Raw genomic sequence first — 18,388 nt, 5'->3', positions numbered from 1 at the left:
GCTGTTGGTGAGCCTCAGCGAGCGAGCTGCCCACGGCGCCAGGCTGGGTGAAAGTGCCGCCAGTGAGCGTCCTGGGCCGCGGCGAGCAACTCGCGATCGCCCCGGGTATCGCCCCAGGCGCGCAAACGGTACTGCTCCAGGGGGCCATAGATGCTTTCAAGGCGCAGGACCTTGTTCTCGCAGCGACAATTGTTGCCAACGATATGCCCGGTCAGGACGCCATCGATGACCTCCAGTTCGGTGCCGATCAACTCGATCCCCAGGCGCTTGGCGAATGGCTGTAGAACCAGGGCCGGCGAGGCCGAGCACAAAGTCACCTGGGCTCCGGAGCGCAGTTCGTCGGTCACCGCCAGCAGGCCGGCGGGGCGCATCAGTTGGTTCCAGGAGCGTTGGCAGAATGCCTCGGCCTGCTGTTGCACCCACGCCGCTTCGATCCCCTTGAGGAAGACGTTGATCAGTCGCGCCTTGAGTTGATCGCGAGCCACCCGGCGGGCGAGAAACCCCAGGCTGGGCAGGGCCAGCTTGAGCATCCGCTGATGGAAGCGGCGCGGGCCGAAGGCGAAGCGCAGAAACGGCACGAAACTGTCGTGGCGGGTGAGGGTGCCATCGAAGTCGAAGACCGAGAGCACGCGGCTGGCTTGTGGGTCGAGTACCAGGGTGTCCGGGGTGAGTGGTGGCTCGGCGCTGTCGGCAAGGGGCGTCGAGGATGCAGGCGATTGTCGCGACATGGTGGCTCTCGGTCTGTGCGCCCCGGGCTGGCGGGCATTGTCGGTCATGTGCGCAGTCTACGCGTTCCGGTTGTTCTAGGGATGCAATGGGGGTTTCATTCAATTGCACCCCGACGGGATATCGATTCGTTTGCGCGAGCGCGCTCGACCATGGCCACGATGTTGGCGTAGAGCTCGTCCTGAGCTTGCGCTGGAGTGATGTCCCCCAGGGCTGCCGCATGGGAGACCGCCTCGGCAGCGCCGAGCATCGCCCGCAATGCCGCGGCTGAGATGATGGCGCCCTCAGCAAAGGGCTGCAGGTTGCTACGGCATTTATCCAGGAAAACTTGCTGATACTGGAGTTTGACGGCTTCCAGTTCCGGCGAGCTGGCCAGGGCCGCAATGACCCCGGGTATCTCCCGTCCCTGGAGTAGCACGCAATCGACATAGGAGCTGGCGATCACCCTTGCGCGATGGGCCAGCAGTGGTTCGCTGCGCTCAAGGGCCTGGTCCATCTGGAGGGTCTGGCGCTGATCGAAGTCCTGGTACAGCGCTATCAGCAGCACCGCTCGAGTGGCGAAATGGTCATAGACCACAGGCTTGGTAACCCCCGCCTGCTCGGCCAGGTAACCCAGGGTCAGGGCTTCGGTGCCATGTTCACGGACAATCCTCCAGGCCACTGCCATCAATTGTTGCAGCCGCTGTTCCCGGGACAGGCGCCGTCGGGGGGCGGATTGGGAGTGCTTTCCTGGTTGCTTGACATGCTTATGTACCAAAAGTAACTTATCGTTAGTAACTTACTAAAAGTATATAAACCCCCAGCAAGTCGCGCAATCCAGCAACAGGAGCCTTTGCCATGCACGCACTCATCGTGGTTGCTCATCATGATCCCCTGTCCCTGAGCCAGCAGTTGGCACGGGAAGTCATCGCAGGTCTCGAGGACTCTGGTCCGGAGCACTCCTTCGAATTGGCCGACCTCTGGGCCGAAGCCTTCGATCCGTGTTTCGCTGCCGCCGATATCGCGGTACACCGAGGGCAGGCCGCACCGCCCGCCGATGTGCTTGCCGAGCAGGCCCGGATCGATCGCGCCGATGTCCTGGTGCTGGTTTATCCCGTCTATTGGTGGGCCATGCCGGCCTTGCTCAAGGGCTGGATCGACCGGGTATTCGCCAATGGCTGGGCCTTTGATTTTCAAGCCGACACCCCGTTGGTGAAGAAGCTTCGGCACCTGCGGGTACATATGGTGGGGGTTGCCGGAGCCGATGCCGGTACCTACGAACGGCATGGTTACCTCCAGGCCATGAAAACCCAGATCGATCACGGCGTCTTCGATTACTGCGGAGCACGGGTCGAGACTTCAGCGCTGATATTCGAGTCGGAATCGAGCCAGGTGCAAGCGCATCTGCTAAGGGCTCGGGCTATCGGTCGGGGAGTGTTCGGCAATTGCAGGCTTGCTGAGCCGGTGTGAATCGTAGGGCGGGAAAGGGATGCCTGGGTGGTGTTGGTGCTTGCGCCTCGAAGGTGTGGCCTAGCCCCAGCAGCACCAGGCAAAGGTGGTGAGGCACAGGAGCAGGGGCAGCGTATCGAGGAAGTCGTTCATGCAGCACATTCCGTTCAGGCAGGTGCCGGCAATTTAAGGGTGCCCTGGATGCCTGTCTGTTGCGATTGTGTGAATTTTCAGCGCACTTTCGTTTAAACGGTGGGCTGTCGGACGAACGTTGTGGCAGTTCGTCGAAAGGTAATTGCCAATTGCTGGAAAATAAATCCTTGAAATCCAATGACTTAAAAAAAGTGTGGATATTTTCCAAATAAAGTGATTTTATTTACGTTTTTTCCGGAAAAAAACTTGTTACAGAATGTACCAGTCCGTTACTATAGCCCTGCGTTCACCTACCACGGTTTATGCATTTTTAGCCCCAAGTGTCCATCAGCTACTTGGGCTTTTTTTTGCCTGAAATTTGACCAGATAAGCTCCCCTGTCTGATGTTTTTCTGGCTCTGGCGCCGTCCTGATATCGGGCGGGCACGAGGGCGGGCAATGTCACTCCCGGCCTTTGGCGGCTTCGGTCGTTGTTGGCAGAACTGCTACAGTACGCAACCTCCTTTGGGGGAGTTTGTGTATTGGCGGCGGGATGCTGATGATCCAACACGATGACGGAAGGGATGACCGTGAGGACGGATTTAGGACGCTGGTGCTGTCCCTGGTGGGTATTGCTGTGGTCTTGGGGGCCTGCATCGTCAGGTACAACGCTGAGATAGACCGGGAACGGGAACGGGCCCAGGACGAGATCCTCCATTGCCGCCGACTGAGCATGGCAATGCCGGGCTCTTCCACTGGCCCATCGCCATTTGCTGAGAAGTGCCGTCGTCTGGAAGACCAGTACATCGAGCGCTTCGGCTACCTCCATTGAGGCCTGGCCAGGCCCCACATGCGTTGCGCCAGCCCCATGACGACAGGAGCGGGATCGTTGTGGGGCTGGCCCTGTCAGGTTTCCACCAGATTCAACTGTTCCTCGGCCTGCGGTGGAACGAAGTGACTGCAGATCAATTCGAATTGCTCATCGCTGGTGGAAAAGGGGTGTTCGCCCAAGCTGTTGCGCTCGCGCAAGCGGCGCCGGCAGGTCTCCTCGTCGACGTTCAGTACATGCAGTTGATGGGTGACACCCGCCTGGTCGGCAAGGGAGCGCAGCCAGGCGCGCTGGGCCAGGGTATTGGCCGGGAAATCCATTACAACGCTGGTTCCCGCTCGCAACATGGCTACCACCAGGGGTTCCAGGGCGCTGCCCAGGTGCCGGGCGCATGATACGTAGTCAGCGAGCGAATGGATCATCTGCGGATACAACGTTGCCAGCCACTGATCCTCGCTGATCAGCACGATGCCTGGGGCTTCTGCCAGTTGTCTGGCGCGGGTCGATTTACCTGAAGCGATCTTGCCGCACAACAGGTGCAAGACGGCAGTGGAGGTGTGGTTCATGCTTCGTCTCCTTTCTTGTAGCCCCAGAAGAGTGGTCATGAGCCCCGCCTCCGAGGCGGGTTGATGCGGTCCAGCCGCTAGCCCACCTTATCGATGAAGGTGGTAATAATCGGGGTGCTATGGGGTTTGGGACGCCGGTTCATGGAATGAAACTTACACAGCTGCCGGGAAAAAGAACAGGGCACTTGGGCAAAACAGGATGTTCAGAAACTGTGCGGCACCGCACATTTTCCTGTGTGTTTCTTGATACATGTGTAGGAATACTGTTCTAACCTGAATGGGAAAAATTCCCAGAACCCTCCACACAGGTCAGAAGGCCATGCTCTCTACTCGCGAGCTTTGTCACATACTGGAGTCCGGCTTTCTCCCGCTTTCCTGCATTTGCAGCGTTAACGCCAACGGGTCGTTGAGCATCAAGATCTACGATGCGGCTTCAGGCCGAGTGGACCTGCTGTTGAACGGTGTGTCCCAGGCCCAGCTCACTAGCGTGCGGGATGTCTCCAATCTCATTGGCGAGCTACGTACCGAGCTGCGCGCCGGGCGCAGGGCGTTTGCCGGTGCCGGCCAGTAATCAGGGCAAGCCACGGTCCAGGTCAATTATTGCTGACAGTTGAACATCTCATGGCGAGCGCATAGCGTTGAGACGTTCGCCCGGTACCCGTGGCTCTTTACCGGTTCATGGATGGCGAGGCCATGGTGCTGGGCGAACTCTTCTGCTAAGCGCCAGGTGAATCTGCAAGGAATGTGCTGCCTGGTTGGATGGGCCACTGGCTTGGCGCTGCACTTTCCGGGTGATGCAAACTTGAAGGTCGCATTGGCCTTGCTATAGGATTTGCCCCGGAGATGGCATTCCTCCTTGAACCGCTTCGTGCTGATGATGCCTACGCAAACCCTGGACAGGGTGCGTAGGCGTGCCTGCTTCCCTGTCCTCAATCCAGGACAGGACCATGACCCTACCGCCTTTATTGCCCTTATCTTGTCACTCCCGCTTGCAGCGCCCTAGGCCATCGCAATCACCTGGGGGCTGCCCATCATGCTGAAGTCACTGCTGGTCATCGCCACTGGCGCCTCTATCGGAGCCTGGTTGCGCTGGTTCCTGGGGCTCAAGCTCAATGTGCTGTTCCCGGCCATCCCGCCTGGCACTGTGCTGGCGAACATGCTTGGGGGCTACATCATTGGCCTGGCCATTGCCTTTTTGGCGGCCTCTCCCTCTTTGAGTCCCGAGTGGCGCTTACTGATCATTACCGGCTTCTGTGGAGGGCTGACGACCTTCTCGACCTTTTCGGCCGAGACGGTCTCCCTGATACAGGAGGGCCGGTTACTCTGGGCGCTGGGGTCGATTTCGTTGCACGTGGTCGGTTCGTTGCTGATGACGGCAGCAGGGTTGTTGTCCTTCCAGCTGCTGGGTGCCCGTTGAGGAGGGCTCTCCCTCCAGAAGTTCGCCGCTGTGCGGGGCGACGCTAGATGATGGGTGCCCATCGCAGCGGGCATGTTTCGATGAACCGAATATGATGTGTCCCGGTTTTCGTCGGGCCCACCCGCATCCAGCCCAGGTGCGGGTGAGGCTTGCTGACTCGATCATGAACAAGGATGAATTCGCCCATGGACCACTCAGCTCTGCGGATAGGGTGTGCGCTTTGCGTGCTGTGCATCGCCTCGTTCACCATGGTCACCTCCGAGTTCGCGCCCATTGGCTTGCTGTCGCAGATCGCTGGCGATCTTGGACGGGCGCCATCCACCATCGGCTTGACGGTCACTGTGTACGCCTGGATCGGTGCTGCCAGTGGCCTGTTGTCCAATTGGCTGAATCGGTGGATAGGGCGCAAGGCGCTGCTGCTTGCATTGATGCTGATCCTGGCGCTGTCCAATGGCCTGGCGGCACTGTCTCCTGAGTTCTCGTTGCTGCTTGCCGCTCGTATCGTCGGGGCGCTGGCCCATGGGGTGTTCTGGGCAATCGTGGCGGCAACAGCCGCCCACCTGGTGCCGGTGCAGCGTGTTGGAGTGGCGACTTCGATCGTTCTGGGCGGCATCACGATCGCTACCGTGATGGGGGTTCCATTGGTCAATCTGGTGGGTCAGTACGTGGGATGGCGCACGGCGTTCGCCTGCCTGGCGCTGATGTGCGCGGTCAGTGCCGCAGCCATGATGCTGGTGCTGCCCTCCATGACCATTCCCTCGCTGGCCAAGGGTGTTGGCTTTGGGGCAATCCTGCGCCGCAAGGATCTGTTGAGCACTTACTTCATCACCGGGCTGACAGCCGCTGCCCATTTCGGCGCCTATACCTTTGTCGAGCCCTTTATCGGCCAGGTACCCGGTATCACGTCATACATGATCGCGGTCCTGTTGTTCGCCTTCGGGGCTGCCGGTTTTCTGGGCAACCTGCTCAGCGCACTCTTCATCGATCGTCACTTGCGAGCCTTGATCTTGCTGGCCTTGGTCACCATGACCCTGGTGCTGGCCGTGCTGGGCATCCATGGCCCATTATTGGGCGTCGTACCTGTCGTCGTGCTGCTGGTGGCTTGGGGCGTGGCGATCTCTGCCTTGTTTACCGGCTTGCAAACCTGGGTGTTACGGATCGCTGGCAGCCATACCTTGCCAGCGACCGCCATCCATACGGCGGTATTGAACAGCGCTATCGGAGTGGGGGTGATCATCGGTGCACAAGCGTTGAAGGTGGCCGGGGTCGAAGGCGCGATGCTCGTGGCCAGTGCGGTGGTCGTTCCGGCCATTGTCTTGATGGTCGTCACTGGCTTTCGTGCCCGTGGCAATCGTCACTCGTCTGCGCATGGCGGCGTTCCTGGCGCAGATCGGCCATGAGTCTGGCCAGTTGCTGTACGTGCGTGAGCTGGGCAACGATCAGTACCTGAGCAAGTACGACACTGGCCGCCTGGCCAAACGCCTGGGTAACACTCCCGAGGCGGACGGCGACGGCCAAAAGTACCGGAGCAGGGGGCTGATTCAAGTCACCGGCCGGGCCAACTATGAAGCGTGCAGCGAAGCACTGTTTGGCGACTCGCGACTGCTCAATACCCCTGAGCTGCTTGAAAGCCCAGTCTATGCCGCGCTGTCGGCTGGGTGGTTTTGGCAGAAGGCCGGCCTGAACACCTTGGCCGATAAGGGCGACTTTCTCACGATCACCAAGCGTATCAACGGCGGCACCAACGGCTTGGCGGATCGCCAGGCGCTGTATGAGCGCGCATTGAAGGTGCTGGCGTGAAGGCCCCGGGCTGGTTGTTGCCAGCCCTGGCCCTGGTGCTAGGGTTCGCCCTGGGCGGCTGGCTGGCCTGGTCCTGGCAGGCCAACGCCTACGGCAAGGCCCTGGCCGAGCAAGCCGAGGTGTACAGCACAGACCGGGAGCAGGCCGCTACGGTGGTGATCAACTGGCAGGGGGAGCAGCAAGACGCCCGCCGTGCGCTGGAGGATCACCTGCAAGCAAGCGATGAAACCCACTACAAGGAATTGCGCGATGTTCAATCGAACCAGGTTCGCCTGCGTGACAAGCTTGCTACTACTGAGTTGCGGCTATCAGTCCTACTCAATACCACCGCCTCGGGTGGTAGCTGTGGGGTGTCAACCACTGCCGGCGCCGGCGGCATGGGTCATGGAGCGGCGAGAGCCGAACTTGACGCATCGGCTGCTCAACGAATTGTCGCCATCACCGGTGACGGCGATCAAGGATTGATCGCTCTGGCCGCGTGCCAGGACTATGTGAAGGGAGTTGTTTCAGAGTGAAACCAAGCCCCGCTATGCGAGACTTGGCCGCCGATCTAGCCTTGTGAGATGGTCGATAGTAGCTCTTGACCGCCTTACTGCACACGATTGTCTGCAAGTGCCTCTAAGAAAGCGCCAGTGGATCGAGAGAATATAGATACTCCCCGCTTTCCGAATTGATGCAACTTAAAACCTGGCCATTTACTACATCGCTGATAGTCTGCACGATACTATCGCCGTACGCGCCTTGAAAAACCGCACTGCTCCCCTTTAGGTAGACTTTTTTTTCTTTATAGTCTATTTCAATAAGGTCACGAAGTAGATAAGTGGGTAGAATGTAGCTGTTGTTATTTTTACGGTAATGAACGCATAGGTTCGCAGTTGCTAGGTTGTCTTTTTTCTCATAAATCAAGCTGAATATTTCAAAGGGGGTTTTTCTGTCATTATAGTTTACTGGTGGGGTTGCCTTTCTGCCATCCCAGAAATTAATCCAGACAGCTAATAGGTCTTCTGGGAACATGCTCTTAATAAGTTGTTTGTTTTTTGCGGTAAAAGAAAAAGTTATTTCTTTATAGGCGAATGATATTCTTAACTTTTTTCCAGCTCCCACATCCTGTTCTCCCCCTCCATATGTTATGGTCTTTTCTACTGAGTTTATTTCGGTTTTGGTAGTTGAGAATTTTTGTCCGAATGTCGCTGTTAGTCTAGCCTTTAGCGATGGTGAAAGTGGTACTTCTGGTCCGGATGCCTCAATAGATATTTCTTGGCCGAAGGTGAATTCTTGGTTGCTGGAAACGGAAATGCTTGAGTTTTTTCTCGTTGTACGCTGAGGAACTGTCATTTTTCTAGATGTTTTAGAGTTGCTATTGTCTAAAATGTCTGAATCCAGTTCTATCATTTTTTCTGTGGTGTGGTGTAAGTTCTCAATTGTTGTATTTGTACTAGTATCCAAACATCCATCTTCGTACAGAACCCATTTTTTGAACTCGCTCATACCAAGTTTGGCTGATGCCATGTCGAAATCTCCTTTTTTCAAGGTTTTCACTTCATTGTGGGACACTGCAAAAAGTGTAGGCGTAAATTTAGATTCTAATGAGCACGTGCCTAAAGTTTTTTCAATTATTAAATTATCCCTGATTAAACAGGCACATAGAATTTACCGCTTCTGGCTAGTCTCGCTCCGTCGTGGCCGGTAGCTCACGGGATGAGTGTCCGCTTTTAGCTGATTTCTGCCGGTAAAGGCCACCCTGTTTTGGTCAAGTTCGTGTAATTACGCAACTGAAAAACGCTGAGATGTTTTAGGGCAAAACGGGACCGCCAAGAGTCGTCTTAGGTTGAGGGCCGACTGACAAGGGCTCGTATTTACGGGCCTTGACCGGCCTATGCAGAAATAGGAAGGGGGGTTCTAGTAACGGCCGGTCATGGTGTGTGGCAAGACTGGGCCATCCTGAGATTAGGAAAATATAGGGCGCCACCGAGGTCGGACCACTGCTCCTAGTGGTCTGTCGGCAGAGTGTCGGAGGAGGGTAGTTGCGGAAACTAAAGAAATGATGCGCAAACGGTCAGTTGGTGGCGCTAAGCGACCGTGAGCAGCAGAGAGATTTGGCGGAGGCGTAGAGATTCGAACTCTATAACCTGTCTATCCATACAGTAAATGCTTGCGAGCCTATGACCTCTCCCATCATTCCTTGGATGGCCGGCAAGCGGCGTCTAGCCGCCCGCTTGATCCCTCTCTTTCTTCCTCATGCACGGGCAGTCCGAGGTGATTAGGGAGCTGTAGGGGGAAAGAGGCTTGGTCGGCAGGACGCCGGAGATATGAGAATTGCGGAGCAAAAACAACAAGGGCCTGCATGATGAAATCACGCAAGCCCTTGATTTATATGGTGCCCGAAGCCGGAATCGAACCGGCACGCCCTTACGAGCGGGGGATTTTAAGTCCCATGCGTCTACCAGTTTCGCCATTCGGGCGGTAGCGCGATAATGCGGCACTGGGGAGACAGTCACCCAGTGTTTGAAACAGGGTGTGGAATATATACATCCACTCCTCTCGAATCAAGGTCGAACTCGGCAAAAAGGCCGCTTTCCTGGCTCTGTAACCAGTAGAAAAACCAAGATAAATCAGAGAGCTACGATCATCCTTGGTTCGAAGCGACTTCAGCTGCGCCCCAACTCCGGCTGCACCAGGTGGCGCCAGGGGAATACCTGCTGGGCGAAATGGCTCACATAACCTCCCGCTGTGGCCTGGATCACCATGAACTGCAAGCCCGGGCGCATCCGCTGCAAGGTTTGCAGCTGCTCAAGGCTCAGGCAGGTATTGCGCAGGCGCAAGGCTCGCACTGAGTCGAAGGCTGGGCTGGCAAACAGCTTTTCATAGCTGGCAAAGGACGTGACGGTGCCAGGCTCGCGTTGCTCCGGCCAGGTTTGCTGCAGTTCGGTGGACTCGCTGAAGTCAAGGTTGAACAGCCGTGGCAGGTTGCTCGATGCGGCCAGGTTGTCGATAAAACCCTGGGTATCAGAGCCTGCGCCGATGTGGAGCTGTTCCAGGTACGGCAAATCGACCTCGAAGAAGTTGCCATCGGGGGCATTGGGCAGGGTCAATTCACTGAGGTAGGGCGTCTTGGCGACGAAGCGGGCGACTTCCCCGGCTTCCTCCATAATGCGGCCCGCTTTCTGCACCAGCGAGATGTTGTGGTGCTCAGGTTCGGTCGGGCGGATCACCAGTGACCTGAGCTGGCTAAAGGTCGCGTCGCTGTCCAGCAGCGCAGTGAACTCCCATTCACGGGTGCCGTTGGCCCCGGTATCGGGACCGGAGAACAGCAGCGAGCTGAGCGTACTGGCCACGGCTTGTTCGGCCAGGCACTCCAGGGTCCAGGCAAAAGGTTCGTCCCACAGTTCGCCGTGGTATTCCACATGCAATCCGCCGCGCATCGGGGCCAGGGCCAGGTAGTTGTAGTCGCTGGTCCACAGTGGGGTGGCAAGGTCATCGGGGTGGTCACCGCGCTCGGCGGCCTGGTCTTGGGTGAATTGATGAATGCGCTGCTGCAGGGCCAACAAGCGCAGATAACCAGGGGAGGACAAGGGATCGGGCATTGGGCAAATCCACAGCAAAAAAACACAGTTGGTCGTGTAGGGCGGCCGGATGATAACAAAACGGATGAGCACTGCCGCCAGGGTCGCGGGTACAGTTTTCCAACAAATAATGCCGGTTGCCAGGTCTTCGGCGGGCTAGGATCGCTCCTTCCAAATCATGCCTAGAACGTTCGGAACGGAGTCAGAACATGTCGCCGACAGTGTTGCCCCAGGTTGCCTCGATGGCACTGAGGGCCAGGGAAATCACCCTGGCCGATGAGGCTGCGTTGCAGTGTTTCTTTGTTGCCAATCCGGATTATTTCCACATTGTGCATGGTTCTGCGCCACAGCCGGACGAGGCCCGGGACGAGATCCAGGACAGCTTGCCCGCGGGCTGGAGTTTTACTCGTAAATGGAAGATCGGGTTTTTCGATGCCCGGGATGAGTTGGTGGCGTTCAGCAGTATCGTCAGCGACCTGATGGTCGTGGGGGTCTGGCACATCGGCCTGTTCATGGTAGCGACTGCCCGCCAGGGCAGCGGTATCGCCCGGCAACTGCATCGAGCACTCCAAGACTGGGCCGGCCAGCAAGGTGCGCGCTGGTTGCGGTTGGTGGTCGTGGAGGACAACCTGCGGGCCCGGGCGTTTTGGAGCGGTTGTGGTTACGTCCTGGTTCGCCGTCGCGACGATATCGAGATGGGCCTGTTGCGCCACCGTGTACATATCATGGTCAAGCCTGTGGTCCAGGCCGGGCTCGCCGACTATCTGGAACTGATGCCGTATGACCGAAGCGAGCCGGCAGAACCTGTCGCCACTACGCCACCCTCTGGAGTGGCAGGGGCGCCCGGTCGATGAAGCTGCCTGCCAGTATCGCCCGCTTCATCGGTGAAGCGACCCTGCTGCCTGATACGATCGGCGAGTCGCCGTGCCAGGTGCATGGCTTTCGCCGTGGGGGCGAGGGGTTTTTCCTCAAGTCGTCGCCCGCGATCTTCGCACCCACCACCTACAGTGTGTTGCGCGAGGCCAGGGTGCTGGAGTGGTTGGCCGGGCGCCTGAAGGTACCCGAGCTGGTGCTGGTGGCGCAGGACCAGGAGCATGAGTTCATGATCACCCGCCAGGTACCGGGAGTGCCGCTGTCCCAGTTGGTCGGTGAACCGCGGGTGGCATTGGAACTGTTCCAGATGGCCTTGCAGCGGGTGCAGGCGGTGCCAACACAGGGTTGTCCATTCGATTCGGGGATCGCAGTACGCCTCGCCGAGCTGGACTACCTGTTGGCCAATGGACTGTGCGCCGTGGAGCATGACCTCGGGCAATGGCCGGGCCTGGCCGGCGCCGAGGACTTGCGGGCCCGCTTGCAGGACAACAGGCCCAGGGAAGAGCTGCTGTTCTCCCACGGCGACCTGGGCGACAGCAATGTCTTCGTCGATGGGCGCGATGAGTTGCACTTCATCGACCTTGGACGCGGTGGCCTGGCCGATCGCTGGCTGGATATTGCCTTCGTCCATCGCGACCTGCGCGAGCAGATCGGCCTGGAGATTGCCGATCAATACCTGCGCGAGCTGGGGATGCCGGACCAGCCCCTGCAGCGCGAATACTTCGAGCAACTGGACGAGCTGTTCTAGGGCGGGGAGTCGGCATGGCTGAACTAAAAAGGGAGCTGCCAGTCCCATCAGGCGTCTTATTCTGTCTGGGGGAAACACCATGAAAAACCGTCTCGCACCGCTCTGCGCCGCTGTCCTGGTTGCGGCCCTGCCGATCCTGGGCCAGGCCGCGCAGCCTCAGCCGGAGGTCCAGGAGCCGTCCTACCAGAGCCAGGTTGCGCGCTATCAGTGCGAAGGCAAGGTTCGTGTCGATGCCGCCTACCTGAACATCGACAATGGCACCTCGTTCGCCACCCTTTATTACAAGGACCAATTGATCCCCATGCATATCGCCCGCTCGGCCTCTGGAGCCTTGTATGTGGCGGACGACGAACAGAACAGCTTCCGCTGGCACACCAAGGGCAAGGAGGCCGTGCTGTCGTTCCTGGAGGCCGACCACACCGCCAAGGAGCAGGTCCTGCTCAAGGATTGCCAGGAAGTCGAGCCCCAATGAGGCCCTGGGCCTCGGTATTGCCGAGGCAAAAAAAAGCCCGCGGGAGAGCGGGCGAACAACGTAGTTGCTTGAATGAGCAGGGCGACTATACAAGGCTCAAGCGGGCGCCTGGGTGAAACAAGTTTCATCTTCGAGCAGGACGCCAGCGTTGTTTGGTCGGCTGACTGCGGATCGTTGCCAGATCTGTTCTAACCTGATTGGGCGACTCGAAAATCCCTTCAGGAAGAGAGGTGGGCATGGCAATACAACGGCAGCGCCCTTATGAGCATGAAAGCAGCGATGAGACGGAGCCCTGCGAGGTCGAGCACAAGGAACCGCCACCGCAGACGTGGAAGCATCCGGACGATGGCAAGAGCCTGTCGGAACTGGATGAAGAGCGTCCCCTGAAACCCTGATACCAAGCCCCGCCATCGAGCGGGGCTGTTGTTCGTGGCCATCCCTGCGGCGCTCACTGCCGCTCTGCTACCATCGCCGGCGTTGCCGTCCCGGGCTATCGGGATGGGTTGTCCGTTCAAGGGAGAAACACATGATTGTCACCACCACCGCCCATATCGAAGGTCGCGAAATTGCCGCTTACCTGGACATCGTCAGTGCCGAATCTGTCCAGGGCATCAACGTGGTGCGCGATATGTTCGCCGGTATGCGTGACTTCTTCGGTGGCCGCTCCCAGACCCTGGAGCGAGCCTTGAAGGAGGCCCGCATCCAGGCCACCGACGAAATCAAGGAGCGTGCCCGCCAATGCCACGCCGATGCGGTGGTCGGGCTGGACTTCGAGATCAGCATGCCATCCGGACGTGGTGGCATGGTGGTGGTCTTTGCCACCGGGACGGCGGTCAAGCTCAAGTAGTCTTGCCCACCTGCTTCCAGCTTCAGGCCCCGACCGGGGTGCACAATTCCACCAGGGTTCCGTCCGGGCAGCGTACGTAGGAGACGATCTGCCCCCAAGGCTTGCTGTTGGGGGCGGCGAGCTCCTGGGCTCCATAGCGCAGGGCCCTGGCGTGGGCCGCATGAACGTCGTCGGTGACCAGGCCCAGTTCCATGCCCAGAGGTTGTGGTGAGGCATGGGCGGCAACATGGCCCGTCTTGAAGTTCATCTCGGCCAGTTGATGGTCGGCAAAAGCCAGGGCCGTGCTGCCGGTTTCCAGTTCGCCGTAGGTGCCGGATTCATGCAGGAAACGGCGTTTGAAGCCGAAGGCCTGCTCGAAGAACTGCAAGGATTTTTCGACCTCGGGTACATAGATGATGGTGTAGCCGAACTGCATGGGCTGGCGCTCCCTGTCCATTGATGAAAGGGACAAATCTAGCATGAAGGCTTGTCCCTGGCGGGTGTTGGCGGCGTGATTTCAGTTCATGGGTGCAGCTCCCTGAGGTGCCAGCCCTGGGGGGACCATTCCAGGACATGGGTGACAACCAGGGCCTGGAGAAAATCCTGATCGTGGGAAGCTACTACCAGGGCGCCGGGAAAGTCGCGCAGGGCCCGTTCGAACGCCTGCACCGATTCCAGGTCGAGGTGGTTGGTGGGTTCGTCGAGCAACAGCAGGCGGGCCGGGGTGCCGTTCCACAGTGCCAGGGCCAGGGCGGCTTTCAACCGTTCTCCACCGCTGAGCAGGGCGCAGGGTTGCTGTACCCGTAGGGCATCCAGTTGCAGACGCGCCAGGCGGGTGCGCAAGGCGCTCTCTTCAAGAGGGGTGTCGGCTGTACCCAGTTGTTCGAGCAGTGAGCGTTGTGGGTCCAGTTGCGCCAGGTGCTGGTCCAGGTAGGCGCTGCTCACCGCTACCCGGCAATCGCCGGTCACAGGAGACAACAAGCCAGCAAGCATCTTCAGTAAGGTGGACTTGCCGCAACCGTTGGGCCCCACCAGGGCGATACGGGCTGGTCCGGTGACGTTGCAGGTCAGGTATGAGGAGGGTGCCTGGCTGTCCAACCATGGCAGTTGGGCCCGTTGCAGGTTGAGTACTGCCTGGCCAGCCTGCAGGGTCGTCGCGGGCAAGGTGAGCAGGGTCGGTTGCTCCGGGCCGACCCGGGCAAAGGCTTCGCGCACCTGATCGTCAAGAGCGCCCTTATGCCCCTGGTGGGCCTGGCGCACCTTGCCCATGATGTCTCGCGCGGCGCCAAGCATCTTGGCCCGCTCGAATCCCGAGACATTGGCGGACTTGGCGTATTTACGCGATGCCGCAGCGTGGCGCTGGATGGTGTCGTGCTCGCGTTGCAGGCGCTTGTGTTCACGGCTGCGCTGGGTGCGGGCATGCTCCAGGGCCGTCTGGGCCGCTTGGTGATGAGCTTCGCGCTGGGCCTGGAACAGTGCGTAGTTGCCACCGTAGGCCTGCACCCCCTGGGGGGTGAGTTCAACGATGCGCTGCACCTGCATCAGCAGTTGGCGATCGTGGCTGACCAGGATCAGGCCGCCGCGCCATTGTTGGAGCTGCTCCATCAGCCAGTGCCTGCCAGCGCGGTCCAGGTGGTTGCTGGGCTCGTCGAGCAGCAGGAGCTCGGCGCCGCTGAGCAGGGCTCCGATCAGCACGACCCGGGCCAGCTGGCCGCCGCTCAGGGTGGCGGCGAGGTCATGCGGCTCGACGCTCTGCAGCCCCGAGGCGTCCAGGGCTTGGCGCAGGCGTTCGGCCAGGTCCCAGCGCTCATCGACCTGTTGCAGGTCGTTCAGACTGGCGGTGCCGCCTGCCAGGCGCTCAAGAGCTTCCAGGGCCTGGGCAAGCCCCGCGACCTGGGCGACGCTCTGCTGCGGTTGTGGCGATGGGTCCTGGGGCACATAGGCCAGGCGAGCGTTGCAGTTGATGCTGCCGAACGAGGCGGGCAGTTCACCGGCGATCAGGCGCAACAGCAGGGACTTGCCCATGCCGTTGCGCCCAACGATGGCCGTTGGTTGGCGATCGAATGTCAGGTTCAGGGCGTTGAACAGGATCTCGCCATTGGCGAATTGATAAGTCAGCTGGTTCAGGGAAACCAGCGCAGGCAGCCGTGTGACGTGAGTCATCAGCACCTCCGGAAAATGTGAGAACAGATCAACGAGCGCTATCGAGGCTCGTTGCGAGTACATTTCTGGAAGGCTTAGTTGTTCACGTCGGCAATCGTCCTGGGACGGGAAAGAAGGCGCGTAGCCTAACGCCGGAATATTTCTCCTGACAAGCACTTTGCTGCAATGAGCATCGCCCTGGGGGTCAAGCCAGGACCGCCACTGCCTTGATCTGCGCCCAGAGTTGCTGGCCTGGGTGCAGTTGAAGTTGGTCGCGGGAATAGCGGGTGATGCGCGCCAGCAGGGCAGAACCCATGGCATCCAGGCGCACGAGGACATGGGCGTTGTTGTCGGCCGGTATTTCTTCGCGGACAGTAACCGGCAGGCGATTGAGGATGCTGCTGTGTTCGCTGGCCTGCAGGCTCAGGCTGACATCCCGGGCCTGGACCTTGAAGCGTACGGTCTTGCCCGGCGCTACCGGCTCGTGAGCTACGCGCACCTGCAGGTCGCTACCGGGCAATTGCAGGTTCAGTAGCTGGTAAACCGAGTCGTAGGCACTGACCTGGCCTTGCAGCACCACACCAGCATCGTCCCCCTGGGCCAGCGGCAGATCGAGACGGGCCAGGGTTTCACCAATGGGCCCGCTGGCCAGGGCCTGACCCTCGCTGAGCAGGACGATGTGGTCGGCCAGGCGCGCTACTTCATCCTGGGAGTGGCTGACGTAGAGGACGGGGATGTCCAGCTCGTCGTGCAGGCGTTCCAGGTAGGGCAGGATTTCGTTCTTGCGCTTGGAATCCAGGGCGGCCAGGGGTTCGTCCATCAGCAACAGTCGGGGGCTGGTGAGCAGGGCCCGGGCAATGCCGATGCGCTGGCGCTCGCCACCCGACAGGTGCTGGGGATGGCGTTGCAGCAAGTGGCCGATACCCAGGAGTTCCGTCGCCTGGATCATGTCGACACGGCGCTGTGGCTTGGGGATGCGCCGTAGGCCGAATTCCAGGTTGGCCTGCACCGACAGGTGCGGGAACAGGCTGGCTTCCTGGAACACATAGCCCAGGGAGCGCTTGTGGGGCGGGACGAATAGCTTGCGCTGGCTGTCTTGCCAGAGTTCATCGTTGACCTGGATGCGTCCGCGTCCAGCGCGTTCCAGGCCAGCAATGCAGCGCAGGCAGGTGGTCTTGCCCGAACCTGAGTGGCCGAAGAGCGCGGTCACGCCTCGCCCAGGCAATTGCAGGTCCAGATCCAGGGCAAATTGGCGGTAGCCCAGTTGCAGTGTGAGTTGGATGCTCATGGGGTCAGCTCCAGCCGGCCTTGGTCTTGCGGCTCGAATACAAGGCCAGCAGCACCAGGAACGAAAACACCAGCATGGCTCCGGCCAACCAGTGGGCCTGGGCGTACTCCATCGCCTCTACGTGGTCGTAGATCTGCACCGAGACCACCCGGGTCTTCTCTGGAATATTGCCGCCGATCATCAACACCACGCCGAACTCGCCGACGGTATGGGCAAAACCCAGGATCGAGGCGGTGATGAAGCCCGGCCGAGCCAGGGGCAGGATCACGCTGAAAAAGGTATCCCACGGATTGGCACGCAAGGTCGCGGCCACTTCCAGGGGACGGCTGCCAATGGCCGAGAAAGCGTTCTGCAGCGGTTGCACGACAAAGGGCATGGAGTAGATCACCGAGCCCAGCACCAGGCCGCTAAAGCTGAAGGTCAGGGTGCCCAGGCCCAGGGATTGGGTGAATTGGCCGAAGAAACCGTTGGGTCCCAGGGCCAGCAGCAGATAGAAGCCGATCACCGTGGGCGGCAGGACCAGGGGCAGGGCCACCACGGCACCGACCGGTCCGCGTAGCCAGGAGCGAGTACGTGATAACCACAGGGCTATCGGAGTGCCGACGACCAGCAGGATCAGGGTGGTCAGGGACGCCAGTTTCAGGGTCAGCCAGATCGCGGAAAAATCGGCACTCGATAGGTTCATTTACAGTTGGTAGCCATAGGACTTGATGATCGCTGCCGCCTTCGGCCCCTTGAGGTAGTCAACCAGGGCCTTGGCGGCCGGGTTGTCCTTGCCCTTGTTGAGGATCACTGCATCCTGCTTGATCGGGTCATGCATGTCGCCCGGTACGATCCAGGCCGAACCGCCGGTGACCTTGCCATCCTTGTAGATCTGCGACAGGGCGACGAAGCCCAGCTCGGCATTGCCGGTGGAGACGAACTGGTAGGCCTGGGTGATGTTCTGGCCTTCGACGATCTTGCCCTTGACCTTGTCGGTCAGGCCCAGTTTGGCCAGGACCTGGGTAGCGGCCAGGCCATAGGGTGCGGCCTTGGGGTTGGCAATCGACAGGTGTTGGTATTGATTGTCCTTGAGTACCTGGCCCTTGCTGTCGACGTAGCCGTCCTTGGCCGACCACAGGGCCAGCGTACCGACGGCGTAGGTGAAGCGGGAGCCCTTGACGATGTCGCCTTCGCTCTCGAGTTTTTGCGGAGTGCTGTCGTCGGCGGAAAGGAACACTTCGAACGGCGCGCCATTCTTGATCTGGGTATAGAACTGTCCAGTGGCACCATAGGCGGCTACCAGCTTGTGCCCGGTGTCTTTCTCGAAGTCGGTGGCGATGGCCTGGATCGGTGCGGTGAAATTGGCTGCGACCGCAACCTGGACTTCAGCGGCCTGGGCCGAACCGAGGGCGAAGACGGCGAGCAGGGTGGCGAGGCAAGTCGGGGCAAAACCTGGGACGCGAAGGTTCATCGAACAGCTCCATTGGGCAAGGAAAGCGTTGGGCGGTGGGTGGTTGCAAGGGGGCGTGCCAACGCGGGGGAATCGCTGTGTAGCGAAATATATAGCGATTTGCCGACGAACGGAACTGTGCCGCGA

The 18,388-nt window shown here is 59.7% G+C and carries 22 protein-coding genes, 1 tRNA gene and 1 riboswitch; of the genes, 12 read left to right on the top strand and 11 right to left on the bottom strand.

The window, feature by feature from the left end:
• Window positions 1–14: 14 nt before the first annotated feature.
• Both C4K39_RS26735 and C4K39_RS26730 read right to left on the bottom strand, forming a co-directional pair.
• On the bottom strand, window positions 15–728 hold the full coding sequence (locus C4K39_RS26735) for an HAD-IB family hydrolase (RefSeq protein WP_068580678.1): 714 nt from the start codon (window positions 726–728) through the stop codon (window positions 15–17).
• 95 nt (window positions 729–823) lie between these two features.
• The gene (locus C4K39_RS26730) at window positions 824–1,393 is read right to left on the bottom strand and encodes a TetR/AcrR family transcriptional regulator (protein WP_124347846.1); all 570 of its coding nucleotides are present in this window, start codon (window positions 1,391–1,393) and stop codon (window positions 824–826) included.
• Window positions 1,394–1,563: 170 nt separating this feature from the next.
• Between C4K39_RS26730 and C4K39_RS26725 the strand changes: the two genes are divergently transcribed.
• Together C4K39_RS26725 and C4K39_RS26720 are read left to right on the top strand one after the other, a co-directional pair.
• Entirely contained in the window at window positions 1,564–2,175 is a 612-nt protein-coding gene (locus C4K39_RS26725; protein WP_124347845.1) for an NAD(P)H-dependent oxidoreductase, read from the top strand.
• A 663-nt stretch (window positions 2,176–2,838) separates the two neighbouring features.
• Window positions 2,839–3,117 (top strand): hypothetical protein, encoded by a 279-nt coding sequence (locus C4K39_RS26720; RefSeq protein WP_068580685.1) that lies wholly within the window; start codon window positions 2,839–2,841, stop codon window positions 3,115–3,117.
• Between the two features lie 74 nt (window positions 3,118–3,191).
• Here the strand turns inward: C4K39_RS26720 and C4K39_RS26715 are convergent, their stop codons facing one another.
• The gene (locus C4K39_RS26715) at window positions 3,192–3,680 is read right to left on the bottom strand and encodes a P-loop nucleotide/nucleoside kinase family protein (protein ID WP_124347844.1); all 489 of its coding nucleotides are present in this window, start codon (window positions 3,678–3,680) and stop codon (window positions 3,192–3,194) included.
• Between the two features lie 319 nt (window positions 3,681–3,999).
• Here C4K39_RS26715 and C4K39_RS26710 point away from each other — a divergent pair, with 319 nt between their 5' ends.
• The 5 genes from C4K39_RS26710 to C4K39_RS26690 all read left to right on the top strand — a co-directional run bounded on the left by C4K39_RS26710 (window position 4,000) and on the right by C4K39_RS26690 (window position 7,412).
• Window positions 4,000–4,251, top strand: a complete 252-nt coding sequence (locus tag C4K39_RS26710; protein ID WP_068580778.1) for a DUF1652 domain-containing protein — start codon at window positions 4,000–4,002, stop codon at window positions 4,249–4,251.
• 259 nt (window positions 4,252–4,510) lie between these two features.
• Window positions 4,511–4,571: riboswitch (Fluoride riboswitch) on the top strand.
• A gap of 142 nt (window positions 4,572–4,713) precedes the next feature.
• Entirely contained in the window at window positions 4,714–5,097 is a 384-nt protein-coding gene (gene crcB, locus C4K39_RS26705; protein WP_124347843.1) for a fluoride efflux transporter CrcB, read from the top strand.
• A 185-nt stretch (window positions 5,098–5,282) separates the two neighbouring features.
• Window positions 5,283–6,497: an MFS transporter gene (locus C4K39_RS26700; protein WP_124347842.1), complete on the top strand. Its 1,215-nt coding sequence runs from the start codon at window positions 5,283–5,285 to the stop codon at window positions 6,495–6,497.
• Window positions 6,427–6,897, top strand: coding sequence for a glycoside hydrolase family 19 protein (locus C4K39_RS26695; RefSeq protein ID WP_124347841.1), 471 nt, complete (start codon window positions 6,427–6,429; stop codon window positions 6,895–6,897). Before C4K39_RS26700 ends, C4K39_RS26695 begins: the two co-directional genes overlap by 71 nt.
• Window positions 6,894–7,412 (top strand): lysis system i-spanin subunit Rz, encoded by a 519-nt coding sequence (locus C4K39_RS26690; RefSeq protein ID WP_124347840.1) that lies wholly within the window; start codon window positions 6,894–6,896, stop codon window positions 7,410–7,412. The genes C4K39_RS26695 and C4K39_RS26690 overlap by 4 nt, the downstream gene beginning before the upstream one ends.
• 103 nt (window positions 7,413–7,515) lie before the next feature.
• Here the strand turns inward: C4K39_RS26690 and C4K39_RS26685 are convergent, their stop codons facing one another.
• The 3 genes from C4K39_RS26685 to C4K39_RS26675 form a co-directional block, all read right to left on the bottom strand.
• The gene (locus C4K39_RS26685) at window positions 7,516–8,406 is read right to left on the bottom strand and encodes a hypothetical protein (protein WP_124347839.1); all 891 of its coding nucleotides are present in this window, start codon (window positions 8,404–8,406) and stop codon (window positions 7,516–7,518) included.
• An 866-nt stretch (window positions 8,407–9,272) separates the two neighbouring features.
• Window positions 9,273–9,359 (bottom strand) — tRNA-Leu (locus C4K39_RS26680).
• A 186-nt stretch (window positions 9,360–9,545) separates the two neighbouring features.
• Window positions 9,546–10,481: a hypothetical protein gene (locus tag C4K39_RS26675; RefSeq protein WP_124347838.1), complete on the bottom strand. Its 936-nt coding sequence runs from the start codon at window positions 10,479–10,481 to the stop codon at window positions 9,546–9,548.
• Window positions 10,482–10,669: 188 nt separating this feature from the next.
• Here C4K39_RS26675 and C4K39_RS26670 point away from each other — a divergent pair, with 188 nt between their 5' ends.
• From C4K39_RS26670 to C4K39_RS26655, 5 genes are all read left to right on the top strand, one after another.
• The gene (locus tag C4K39_RS26670; protein ID WP_124347837.1) at window positions 10,670–11,314 is read left to right on the top strand and encodes a GNAT family N-acetyltransferase; all 645 of its coding nucleotides are present in this window, start codon (window positions 10,670–10,672) and stop codon (window positions 11,312–11,314) included.
• The gene (locus tag C4K39_RS26665; protein ID WP_124347836.1) at window positions 11,311–12,081 is read left to right on the top strand and encodes an APH(3') family aminoglycoside O-phosphotransferase; all 771 of its coding nucleotides are present in this window, start codon (window positions 11,311–11,313) and stop codon (window positions 12,079–12,081) included. The genes C4K39_RS26670 and C4K39_RS26665 overlap by 4 nt, the downstream gene beginning before the upstream one ends.
• Before the next feature lie 79 nt (window positions 12,082–12,160).
• A complete protein-coding gene (locus C4K39_RS26660) occupies window positions 12,161–12,553 on the top strand; it encodes an MliC family protein (protein ID WP_124347835.1) in 393 nt (130 codons plus the stop codon).
• 236 nt (window positions 12,554–12,789) lie between these two features.
• Complete coding sequence (locus C4K39_RS31600) at window positions 12,790–12,948, top strand: hypothetical protein (RefSeq protein ID WP_164487329.1); 159 nt, start codon at window positions 12,790–12,792, stop codon at window positions 12,946–12,948.
• A gap of 131 nt (window positions 12,949–13,079) precedes the next feature.
• The gene (locus C4K39_RS26655; protein WP_068580716.1) at window positions 13,080–13,400 is read left to right on the top strand and encodes a YbjQ family protein; all 321 of its coding nucleotides are present in this window, start codon (window positions 13,080–13,082) and stop codon (window positions 13,398–13,400) included.
• A gap of 22 nt (window positions 13,401–13,422) precedes the next feature.
• On the opposite strand, the gene C4K39_RS26650 is transcribed toward C4K39_RS26655, so the two are convergent.
• From C4K39_RS26650 to modA, 5 genes are all read right to left on the bottom strand, one after another.
• Window positions 13,423–13,815, bottom strand: coding sequence for a VOC family protein (locus tag C4K39_RS26650; protein ID WP_068580718.1), 393 nt, complete (start codon window positions 13,813–13,815; stop codon window positions 13,423–13,425).
• A gap of 86 nt (window positions 13,816–13,901) precedes the next feature.
• Window positions 13,902–15,542: an ATP-binding cassette domain-containing protein gene (locus tag C4K39_RS26645; protein WP_124347834.1), complete on the bottom strand. Its 1,641-nt coding sequence runs from the start codon at window positions 15,540–15,542 to the stop codon at window positions 13,902–13,904.
• Between the two features lie 184 nt (window positions 15,543–15,726).
• On the bottom strand, window positions 15,727–16,809 hold the full coding sequence (modC, locus tag C4K39_RS26640; protein ID WP_124347833.1) for a molybdenum ABC transporter ATP-binding protein: 1,083 nt from the start codon (window positions 16,807–16,809) through the stop codon (window positions 15,727–15,729).
• Between the two features lie 4 nt (window positions 16,810–16,813).
• Window positions 16,814–17,494, bottom strand: a complete 681-nt coding sequence (modB, locus tag C4K39_RS26635) for a molybdate ABC transporter permease subunit (RefSeq protein WP_068580724.1) — start codon at window positions 17,492–17,494, stop codon at window positions 16,814–16,816.
• Window positions 17,495–18,262, bottom strand: a complete 768-nt coding sequence (modA, locus tag C4K39_RS26630; protein WP_068580726.1) for a molybdate ABC transporter substrate-binding protein — start codon at window positions 18,260–18,262, stop codon at window positions 17,495–17,497.
• Between the last annotated feature and the right edge of the window lie 126 nt (window positions 18,263–18,388).

The organism is Pseudomonas sessilinigenes, from assembly GCF_003850565.1.
GTDB lineage: Bacteria > Pseudomonadota > Gammaproteobacteria > Pseudomonadales > Pseudomonadaceae > Aquipseudomonas > Aquipseudomonas sessilinigenes.
The sequence above is the reverse complement of the archived record's forward strand: the minus strand, read 5'-3'. Positions and strand labels throughout refer to the sequence as shown.